The 10,522-nt window shown below is 72.5% G+C and carries 7 protein-coding genes and 2 pseudogenes; 3 read left to right on the forward strand and 6 right to left on the reverse strand.

From position 1 onward, the window contains the following. Positions 1-317, forward strand: a pseudogene (locus tag KN815_RS35110) (hypothetical protein); the annotation flags it as partial. Between the two features lie 265 nt (positions 318-582). Here the strand turns inward: KN815_RS35110 and KN815_RS35115 are convergent. The 5 genes from KN815_RS35115 to KN815_RS35135 all read right to left on the reverse strand — a co-directional run bounded on the left by KN815_RS35115 (position 583) and on the right by KN815_RS35135 (position 7,372). Continuing rightward, positions 583-2,721: a 3-hydroxyacyl-CoA dehydrogenase NAD-binding domain-containing protein gene (locus KN815_RS35115; protein ID WP_216345896.1), complete on the reverse strand. Its 2,139-nt coding sequence runs from the start codon at positions 2,719-2,721 to the stop codon at positions 583-585. After that, a complete protein-coding gene (locus KN815_RS35120; protein WP_216345897.1) occupies positions 2,718-3,935 on the reverse strand; it encodes a thiolase family protein in 1,218 nt (405 codons plus the stop codon). Before KN815_RS35120 ends, KN815_RS35115 begins: the two co-directional genes overlap by 4 nt. Positions 3,936-4,103: 168 nt before the next feature. Continuing rightward, positions 4,104-5,381, reverse strand: a complete 1,278-nt coding sequence (locus tag KN815_RS35125) for an HRDC domain-containing protein (protein WP_216345898.1) — start codon at positions 5,379-5,381, stop codon at positions 4,104-4,106. 113 nt (positions 5,382-5,494) lie between these two features. Next, complete coding sequence (locus KN815_RS35130; RefSeq protein ID WP_014055528.1) at positions 5,495-6,154, reverse strand: response regulator transcription factor; 660 nt, start codon at positions 6,152-6,154, stop codon at positions 5,495-5,497. Between the two features lie 489 nt (positions 6,155-6,643). Then, a complete protein-coding gene (locus KN815_RS35135) occupies positions 6,644-7,372 on the reverse strand; it encodes a DUF3000 domain-containing protein (RefSeq protein ID WP_216345899.1) in 729 nt (242 codons plus the stop codon). A gap of 91 nt (positions 7,373-7,463) precedes the next feature. Between KN815_RS35135 and hemE the strand changes: the two genes are divergently transcribed. After that, on the forward strand, positions 7,464-8,570 hold the full coding sequence (gene hemE / locus KN815_RS35140; RefSeq protein WP_216345900.1) for a uroporphyrinogen decarboxylase: 1,107 nt from the start codon (positions 7,464-7,466) through the stop codon (positions 8,568-8,570). A 43-nt stretch (positions 8,571-8,613) separates the two neighbouring features. Beyond that, entirely contained in the window at positions 8,614-10,206 is a 1,593-nt protein-coding gene (locus tag KN815_RS35145; protein WP_253209428.1) for a hypothetical protein, read from the forward strand. Between the two features lie 167 nt (positions 10,207-10,373). On the opposite strand, the pseudogene KN815_RS50945 reads toward KN815_RS35145, so the two are convergent. After that, positions 10,374-10,522: pseudogene (locus tag KN815_RS50945) on the reverse strand (FAD-dependent oxidoreductase); the annotation flags it as partial.

A 10,522-nucleotide genomic window follows, 5' to 3' on the forward strand; every position in this document is an offset into this window, starting at 1 on the left:
CGCTGGGCGGGTCCACGGGCACCGGCCCGGTCGCCGCGGTGCGCGCCGTGGTGGACGGTCACGACTGCACCGTCCTGGCCCACCAGGACGCCGGGCGGCTGGCCGTCGCCGCCCACCCCAGCGAGGACGAGGCGGCGGGGGTGTGGTGGACACCCTCGGGCGAGCAGGGCGCCCACACCCCGGCGCTGGCGCTGGACGGGCGGGGCCGGGTGGTGCTGGCCGCCCTGGGAGTGGACGGACGGCTCCTGGTGGCCCGTCAGAAGACCGACGAGGACGGGCTGGCCCTGAGGGCCTGGAACCGCGTGGGAAGCGGCTGAGCGGCCCGCCGGCGCGGTTCCAGGCAGCGCCCTGCCCGGCGGCGTACGTAGGCGGCGCGGCGCGCGTGGAAGGTGCCACCGGTCCGTTTCCCGTCCCCGGCGTGACCCGACCGCCCGGAACGACCCGCTCCGGATCCGGCTGGTGGGTGCTTGCCACCGGGGCATGGCGCGGGCGGGGCGGTGCCGCCGGTGGATCACCCCGGAACGCCCGGGTGCCGGACGGGCCTTCGCCCGCCCGGCACCCGGGCCCTGCCATGCAACGCCGCTAGGCGGGAACGCTCGCCACGCCCGGGGCCAGGAACGCCTTCCCGTTCACCCGCTCCGAGACGCCCTCGCGGTCCAGGTACGGCGTGATGCCGCCCAGGTGGAAGGGCCAGCCCGCACCGGTGATCAGGCACAGGTCGATGTCCTGCGCCTCGGCGACGATGCCCTCCTGGAGCATCAGGCCGATCTCCTGCGCGACGGCGTCCAGCACCCGGGTGCGCACCTGCTCCTCGGTGAGGACGGTGTCGCCCTGCTGGAGCAGCGCGGCGACCTCCGGGTCCAGCTCCGGCTTCGCTGAATTGCCGTTGGCATGCACGTAGAAGCCGCGCTTGCCCGCCCCGACCACGCGCCGGAGGTTCTCCGAGACCGTGAAGCGGTCCGGGAACGCGCCGTGCAGCGTCTCGGAGACATGCAGACCGATCGCCGGGCCGACCAGCTCCAGCAGCACCAGCGGGGACATCGGCAGACCCAGCGGCTCGATGGCGCGCTCGGCGGCGTCGACCGGGGTGCCCTCGTCGATGACGTTCTGGATCTCGCCCATGAAGCGGGTCAGGATCCGGTTGACCACGAACGCCGGGGCGTCCTTGACCAGGACCGCGGTCTTCTTCAGCTTCTTGGCCACACCGAAGGCGGTGGCCAGCGCCGCGTCATCGGTCTTCTCACCGCGGACGATCTCCAGCAGCGGCAGGATCGCGACCGGGTTGAAGAAGTGGAAGCCCACGACCCGCTCGGGGTGCTTGAGTTGGGAGGCCATCTCGGACACCGACAGCGAGGAGGTGTTGGTGGCGAGGATGGCGTGCTCCGGCACGACCGCCTCGACCTCGGCGAACACCTTCTGCTTGACGCCCATCTCCTCGAAGACGGCCTCGATGACGAAGTCGGCGTCACCGAAGGCGGCGGCCTTGTCCAGCGAACCGGTCACCGCGGCCTTGAGGCGATTGGCCTTGTCCTGGTTGATCCGGCCCTTGAGCAGCAGCTTGTCGATCTCGCCGTGGACGTAGCCCACGCCCTTGTCGATCCGCTCCTGGTCGATGTCGGTCAGCACGACCGGCACCTCCAGACGCCGCACGAACAGCAGCGCCAACTGCGAGGCCATCAGACCCGCGCCCACGACGCCCACCTTGGAGACCGGGCGCGCCAGCGACTTGTCCGGGGCGCCCGCCGGGCGCTTGCCGCGCTTCTGCACCAGGTTGAAGGCGTAGATGCCGCTGCGCAGCTCACTGCCCATGATCAGGTCGGCGAGCGCCTTCTCCTCGGCCTCGTAGCCGCGGGCCAGGTCACCGTTGCGCGCGGCGTCGATGATCTCCAGCGCGCGGTAGGCGGCCGGGGCGGCCCCGTGCACCTTGCCGTCGGCGATGGCGCGGCCGCGCACCACGGCCTCGTGCCAGGCGTCGCCGCGGTCGATCTCGGGCCGTACGACCTCGATCTCGCCCTTGAGGACGGCGGCGGTCCAGATCAGCGACTGCTCCAGGAAGTCCGCGCCCTCGAAGATCGCGTCCGCGATCCCGAGATCGTAGACCTGCTCGCCCTTGAGCTGCTTGTTCTGGTTGAGGGAGTTCTCGATGATCACCGAGACCGCGCGGTCGGCGCCGATCAGGTTCGGCAGCAGGGTGCAGCCGCCCCAGCCGGGGACCAGGCCCAGGAACACCTCGGGCAGCGAGAAGGCCGGCAGCGCCGCGGAGACGGTGCGGTAGGAGCAGTGCAGCCCGACCTCGACCCCGCCGCCCATCGCCGCGCCGTTGTAGTACGCGAAGGTGGGCACGGCGAGCGCCGACAGCCGCTTGAAGACGTCATGGCCGCCCTTGCCGATGGCCAGCGCGTCCTCATGGCGCTTGAGCAGCTCCACGCCCTTGAGGTCGGCGCCCACGGCGAAGATGAACGGCTTGCCGGTGATGCCGACACCGGTGATCCCGCCGTCCGCCGCCTCCTTCTCGACCTGGTCGATCGCCGTGTTGAGATTGGCGAGCGAGGCCGGGCCGAAGGTGGTGGGCTTGGTGTGGTCCAGGCCGTTGTCCAGCGTGATGAGCGCGAAGCGGCCCGCGCCCTGGGGAAGATCGAGGTGGCGGACGTGCGCCTGCGTCACGACCTCGCCCGGGAACAGCTCTGCCGCCCCCTTGAGAAGCTCTGCGGTGTTGGTCACTTGTTCCCCTCGAAGTGCGGGTTCTCCCAGATCACGGTGCCACCCATGCCGAAGCCGATGCACATCGTGGTGATGCCGTAGCGGACCTGCGGCTGCTCCTCGAACTGCCGCGCCAACTGCGTCATCAGCCGGACACCGGAGGAGGCCAGCGGATGGCCGAAGGCGATGGCGCCGCCGTACTGGTTGACGCGCGCGTCGTCGTCCGCGATGCCGTAGTGGTCCAGGAACGACAGGACCTGGACGGCGAACGCCTCGTTGATCTCGAACAGGCCGATGTCCTCGATCGACAGACCGGCCTTGGCGAGCGCCTTCTTGGTCGCCGGGACCGGGCCGTAGCCCATCACCTCGGGCTCGACGCCCGCGAAGGCGAAGGAGACCAGGCGCATCCGCACCGGCAGGCCCAGCTCCTGGGCGAAGTCCTCGGCGGCGAGCAGCGAGGCGGTGGCGCCGTCGTTGAGCCCCGCGGAGTTACCGGCGGTGATCCGGCCGTGCGGGCGGAACGGGGTCTTCAGCGAGGCCAGGCCCTCCAGCGTGGTGCCCGGGCGCATCGGCTCGTCGGCGGTCGCCAGGCCCCAGCCCAGCTCGCCGCCCTCGGGGGAGGTGCGGCGCACCGAGACCGGCACCAGGTCCTGCTGGATCTTGCCGTTGGCGTACGCCTTGGCGGCCTTCTCCTGGCTGCGCACCGCGAACTCGTCGGCGCGCGCCTTGGTGATGTGCGGCAGCCGGTCGTGGAGGTTCTCCGCCGTCATGCCCATGAACAGGGCCGACTCGTCGACCAGCTTCTCCGAGACGAAGCGGGGGTTGGGGTCCACGGCCTCGCCCATGGGGTGGCGGCCCATGTGCTCGACGCCGCCCGCGACGACGGCGTCATAGGCGCCGAAGGCGATGGAGCCCGCGGTGGTCGTCACGGCCGTCATCGCACCGGCACACATCCGGTCGATGGCGTAGCCGGGGACCGACTGGGGCAGCCCGGCCAGGATGCCCGCGGTGCGGCCGATGGTCAGGCCCTGGTCGCCGATCTGCGTCGTGGCGGCGATGGCCACCTCGTCGATGCGCTCCGGCGGCAGATCCGGGTTGCGGCGCAGCAGCTCCCGGATGCACTTGACGACCATGTCGTCGGCGCGGGTCTCATGGTAGATGCCCTTCGGGCCCGCCTTGCCGAATGGGGTCCGGACGCCGTCGACGAAGACGACGTCCCTAGCGGTACGAGGCACGTTGGCTCTCCTCCAGGTGCGGGATGGCACTGCTGCGGGCACGCCCGGGGCGCGCCTCACCACCTCATGCTACTTATGAGTAACCAAGCTGCCCAGTCCTCACGACCGGAGGGTTGAAGGTCACAGCCGCGGACCGGCGGCGCCCGCCGCCGGTCCACGCGCGTCACATCAGGCCGGGGTCGCCAGCAAGGCGGCCGCGAGCACCGGGGTCACCTGGTCGATCTGCCAGGGACGGGCGCCGTGACCTGCGAGAACGGAGGCGACCGCATCCGTCGTCGGCTCGGCGGGCGGCTCCCAGCACAGCCGCCGGACGGTGTCCGGGGCGATCAGGTTCTCCTGCGGAAGATTCAGCCCTTCGGCCAGTTGGGTGACGGCCGCACGCGCCGCGGAGAGCCGCGCCGCCGCGGCCGGGTCCTTGTCGGCCCACGCCCGCGGCGGGGGCGGACCGGCCACCGGCTGGCCCGGCTGGGGGAGGTCGGCCTCCGGCAGCTCCCGGGCCCGGTCCACCGCGGCCTGCCACTGCTCGAGCTGGCGCCGGTTCATCCGATGGCCGAAACCGTTCAGCGCGGCCAGCGCCCGGGCGTTCGCGGGCAGGGCCAGCGCGGCCTCGACGATGGCCGCGTCGCCCAGCACCTTGCCCGGCGAGACATCGCGGCGCTGGGCGATCCGGTCCCGGGCCGTCCACAGCTCGCGCACCACGGCCATCTGCCGCCGCCGCCGGACCTTGTGCATCCCCGACGTCCGCCGCCAGGGGTCTTTGCGCGGCGGGGCGGGCGGGGCCGCGGCGATGGCCGCGAACTCCTGATGCGCCCACTCCAGCTTGTTCTGCCGCTCCAGCTCCTCCTCCAGCGCGTCGCGCAGGTCGACCAGCAGCTCGACGTCGAGCGCGGCGTAGTGCAGCCAGGGGTCGGGCAGTGGGCGGGTCGACCAGTCGACGGCGGAGTGGCCCTTCTCCAGGGCGTATCCGAGGATGTTCTCGACCATGGCGCCGAGCCCCACCCGGGCGAATCCGGCCAGCCGGCCCGCGAGTTCGGTGTCGAAGATCCGGGCGGGGATCATGCCTATGTCACGCAGACAGGGCAGATCCTGGGTCGCCGCGTGCAGGACCCATTCGGCGTCGGCGATCGCGGCGCCCAGACCCGAGAGGTCGGGGCAGCCGACGGGGTCGATCAGTGCGGTCCCCGCTCCGGCCCGGCGCAACTGGACCAGATAGGCCCGCTGCCCGTAGCGGTAGCCGGAGGCGCGCTCGGCGTCGACGGCCACCGGGCCGTGGCCCGTGGCGAAGGCCGCGATGACCTCGGCGAGCGCGTCCGCGTCGGCGGTGACGGGCGGGATGCCCTCGCGCGGCTCCAGCAAGGGGACCGGCGCCGGGGGGAGGTCGTCCGGAGGAGCGCCCCCGGTGGTTCGCAGTGTCGTCTCTGCTGCGGTCTCTTGGGCGTCGGTCACCTGTCAAGGGTAGCTGTGTGCGGCGAGTACGCAGGGCGCCCGTCGACGGAACGTTCCGTCGACGGGCGCGGGGGTGGTGGGGGGAGGCGCGACGGCCGGGCGGGCGATACGGCTCAGTGGATGATCCCGGTGCGCAGTGCGACCGCGACCATGCCGGCCCGGTCCCCGGTGCCCAGCTTGCGGGCGATCCGGGCGAGGTGACTCTTGACGGTGAGGGCGGACAGGCCCATCGAGACGCCGATGGCCTTGTTGGACTGGCCCTCCGCAACCAGCCTCAGCACCTCGACCTCGCGGCCCGACAGCTCCCGGTAGCCGCCGGGGTGGCCGGGGGCGCCCGGCGGGCGGCGGTGCATCCGGGCGGCGGCGCCGAGCGGGGCGGTGCCGGGACGGCCGGGAATGCCGAGGTTGGTGCGGGTGCCGGTGACGACATAGCCCTTGACGCCGCCGGCCAGCGCGTTCCTTACGGCGCCGATGTCATCGGCGGCGGACAGGGCCAGCCCATTGGGCCAGCCCGCGGCGCGGGTCTCGGAGAGCAGGGTGAGGCCGGAGCCGTCGGGAAGGTGGACATCGGCGACGCAGATGTCGCGCGGATTGCCGATGCGGGGACGGGCCTCGGCGATGGACGACGCCTCGATGACGTCGCGCACCCCCAGGGCCCAGAGGTGGCGGGTGACGGTGGAACGTACGCGGGGGTCGGCGACGACGACCATGGCCGTCGGCTTGTTCGGGCGGTAGGCGACCAGGCTGGACGGTTGCTCGAGGAGAACAGACACCAGGCCTCCTGGGGAGTTGTGGGACGGGTCATCACGTCCTTCGGCACCGATACGGCCCGGCTTTAGGGAATGATCACGATTTGGTGAGTAACAATTCGGGCAATTAGGACGACTGATCGATCACGGGTGGCCTTTTTGGGGCTCGGTTCGCCTCCGGGGCGCCTCAGTCGCTGTCGACGGTCGACCGTGCTCGGTCGCTCACGCGGCGGAGCCGCATATCGATCGCAGCCCTCGCTCCCTGCGCGCGCTCTCCCTTTCGACAGCGACGCGCCCCTTCGGCTCGCCCCCAGCTACCGCTGGGAGGTGCCCCCGGCCGGAAGACCCAAGCACCCGGATACATTGCGGCGCCCATCGGCTTACGCGGTTGCCCGGTCGGAAGACCCGAAGAGCCGGAAGGGCTGCGGCGCCCATCGGCTTACCGGATTGCCACAGGAAGGTGGCCCGGGTCGGAAGACCCGAGCCACCGTGTGCGCTGCGGCGTCCGGAAGGTCAGCGGGCCTGGGGGCCCCGTCGTTGGGGCAGTGAGACGACCCCCGCCTCCGCCGCCCCCGCCGGGGGCAGGCCCGCGATCTGGCACAGGAGGTCGCACCAGGCGGCCAGGTGGCCCGCGGTGTCCGGCACGCCCAGCGGTTCGCCCGCGCCCTCTTCCGCGGCCTCGGGGCGCCGCGGGCCGGGGCGGGCCGGTTCGGGGGCCGGGTGGGCGGCCGGGGTCCAGGAGGCGCGGATCTCGATCCGGGTCGACGGCTCCCGTTCGCCCATCGCGCCGAAGTAGTGCGAGCTCGCCCGGGTGACCGTGCCGCTGGGTGCCCCGTAGGGCAGACCGCGGGCCTCCAGCGCGCCGGTGAGCCAGGACCAGCACACCTCCGGCAGCAGCGGATCCGCCGCGATCTCCGGCTCCAGGTCCGCGTGGACCAAGGTGACCAGGCGGAAGGTGCCGCGCCAGGAGTCGTGCCCGGCCGGGTCGTGCAGCAGGATCAGCCTCCCCTCGGCCAGCTCCTCGTCGTCCGACGCGCCGGTGACCACCGCCTCAAGCGCGTACGAGTAGGGTGCGAGCCGACGCGGGGGTGGGGTCGGGTCGAGCTCCACCTCGGGCCGTACCCGCACACCGCACAGCGCGGCGACGGCATGCCGGAAGGCGGGAGGGGTGTCGTCACCGCCTGCTTCCGTGCCGTCAGGGCCGTCAGCACCGTTCGAGAGGTGTCCTTGAACCGCTGCCATGCCCGGAAGACTAGGCGCAGTGAGGGCCCTAACCGGGGAGGAACACCCGGGTTGGCGGGTCACTCGTTCGGCCCGTGCGAAGATTTGGGGCATGAGCGCCAATGAGCGGCCCTCGGGCCAGCAGCAGACCGGCCGCGCCGCGGCTCGTGCCACAGCCGATTCGGCCTTTCTGCGGGCCTGCCGTCGGGAGCCGGTGCCTCATACGCCGGTGTGGTTCATGCGGCAGGCGGGGCGCTCGCTTCCGGAGTACCGCAAGCTGCGTGAGGGCACCGCGATGCTGGAGTCCTGCATGCGTCCCGACCTGGTCACCGAGATCACGTTGCAGCCGGTGCGCCGGCACCGGGTGGACGCGGCCATCTACTTCAGCGACATCGTCGTGCCGCTCAAGGCCATCGGCATCGACCTCGACATCAAGCCCGGGGTCGGGCCCGTCGTCGAGCGGCCGATCCGCACCCGGGCCGATCTGGAGCGGCTGCGTCCGCTCGACCCGGACGATGTGAAGTACGTCACCGAGGCCGTCGGCGCGCTCATCGGCGAGCTCGGTGCGACCCCGCTCATCGGCTTCGCGGGCGCCCCCTTCACGCTCGCCAGCTATCTGGTCGAGGGCGGCCCCTCGCGCAATCACGAGCACACCAAGGCGCTCATGTACGGCGACCCGGCGCTGTGGGCCGCGCTGCTCGACCGGCTCGCCGACATCACCGCCGCCTTCCTCAAGGTGCAGATCGAGGCGGGCGCCTCGGCCGTCCAGCTCTTCGACTCCTGGGTGGGCGCCCTCGCCCCCGCCGACTACCGCCGCAGCGTGCTGCCCGCCTCCAAGAAGGTCTTCGACGCCGTCGCCGGATACGGGGTGCCGCGCATTCACTTCGGCGTGGGCACCGGTGAGTTGCTCGGGCTGCTCGGCGAGGCGGGCGCGGATGTCGTCGGCGTCGACTGGCGGGTGCCGTTGAACGAGGCCGCCCGGCGGGTCGGCCCCGGCAAGGCGCTCCAGGGCAATCTCGACCCCGCCGTGCTCTTCGCCCCGCGTACGGCCGTCGAGGCCAAGGCGGAGGAGGTGCTGGAGGCCGCCCGGGGGCTGGAGGGGCACATCTTCAACCTCGGCCACGGCGTGCTGCCCAGCACCGACCCGGACGCGCTGACCCGCCTGGTGGAGTATGTGCACACAAGGAGCGCATCGCGCGCACCTTCTGTGAAGGTCTGAACCAAGCGGGAACCCGGGTGCCTCCTGTGGCGTCGTGAGGGGCATGACCGACGTGCCCGCCACCGCGCTGTCAGATTCGCCAGAGTGTGTCCATTTCGTCGACGACTGGGACGGCATCCTCCACGAGACCTATGGCGGCGACGCGGACCGGGCGGTCCTGGACTGTGCCAGGCGGCTGGCGGCCGATCCCGCGGGCGAGGAGGCGTACGCCTGGACGCTCGGGCTGGTCATGATGGCCGCGCACATCGGCCGGTTCTCCCGTAAGGACGTCGCGGCGGCGGCCCTGGAGGCCCTCCACGCCACCGACCGGAAGCTGCGTGACCTGCCCTGCGCCCACCGGACGCATCCTTACGAGAGCGATCTGGACGACCGGATCGACCACTTCGTGGACGATCTGCCGCTGCTCACCAACGGGTTGACCGAGGACGAGGACCCCGACTGGGAGGACGACGCGGCCAAGGAGCAGTGGCTGTGCCCGCGCGACATCGCCGGGTACGCGCGGGTCGCCGTCGACATCATCGCCCCCGGCAGCGTGGGCGGCATCCCGCCCCGGCTCCCGGCCCGCGACGCGCGCCGCGCCGAGGATCTGCGCTCGATCGTCTGGGACTACCCGAGCGCGGCCGTCGACCCGGGCCAGGAGCTGTCCGCCTACGCCAGGAACCTGGTCGCCAACCCCCTGGGCTATCACCGCGCCGGGCTCGTGGTCGTCCTGCACGCCGCCTGCTGGTACGCCGCCAGCGGCCGGATCCGCGACCGGCGGGTCCTGGACACCATGGTGGACGCCCTGGAGGCGGTGCTGCCCGGCCTCGGCGACGCGTCCTGCGCACACCGCGAGGGCGACCACCCCGAGGTCGGCCGGGACACCGCGGAGCAGGCCACCGTGGGCATCCACCTGCTCAGCCCCGGCGGCCGGGGCGTCTACCGCCACTGGCACCGGGAGGAGCTGGAGACGGCGCCGCTGGAGGCGTGGCTGTGCCCGGCCTTCCTCGCCGCCATCGCCCGCGAGGCGTTGGACCATCTGCGGACCGGCCGGGAGCGGCTGTTCGGCCTCCGGGACACCGCCCACCTGGACGGGGTGCTCGTACGTCCAGATGGACGGCTCGACGTCGAACGGCTCACCCACGCCGTGCGCTTCCGCTGCCGGGACGGACAGGCCGCGGAGGACGCCGGGCTGTGGGCGGCGCGGCGGTTCGCGGCGGGCCCGGCCGATCCGCGTGAGCGGCTGGTGCTGCTGCTGGTCGCGTGCTGGTCGGTGACCTCGGGCGAGGAGGCCCCGCCCGAGGCCGTCCACCGGGATCTGCGGGCGATCCTCGGCTCGGTGCGGATCGCTGCGGCGGGCGGGCCGGAGAGCGCCTTGGCGGGCGGGCCGGCGGGCGCCTCGGCCCCGGCGGGCGTCCCAGCGGGTGAGCCCTGCCCGCATGGGGGCGCGCATCCCTGGGACGTGCTGACCGAGCTGGTCGGGCGCCGTCACTTCGGCTTCCATGAGGACCCTTACGGCGCGCATCTCAACCATCTGTACGCGCCGGGGGAGTACGAGACGCCGGAGCGGCCCTTTGACGCGGAGGCGTGGGGCTGTCCTCGGCATGTGGCGCAGCGGGTGCGGGGTGCGCTTCGGGTGATCGACGGCGCGAACTGATCGGTGACCAGGCGTTCTTCCCCTACCCGCCCCTTCCCACAACCGGGGCTCCGCCCCGGACCCCGCTCCTCAAGCGCCGGAGGGGCTGGTTTCGGCTCCGGTGTCCCGGACCCCGCTCCTCAAGCGCCGGAGGGGCTGGTTTTGCCGGAGGGGCTGGTTTCAGCTTCTCAAGCGCCGGACGGACCTGATTTCACGGTTGCCGCCGCCTTGCGTGCTGCCACCAGTACCGGGTCCCATACCGGGGAGAACGGCGGGGCGTAGCCCAGGTCCAGCGCGGTCATCTGCTCCACCGTCATCCGGGCGGTGAGCGCGACCG

Origin of the sequence: Streptomyces niphimycinicus (assembly GCF_018883605.1) — a bacterium.
Lineage (GTDB): Bacteria > Actinomycetota > Actinomycetes > Streptomycetales > Streptomycetaceae > Streptomyces > Streptomyces niphimycinicus.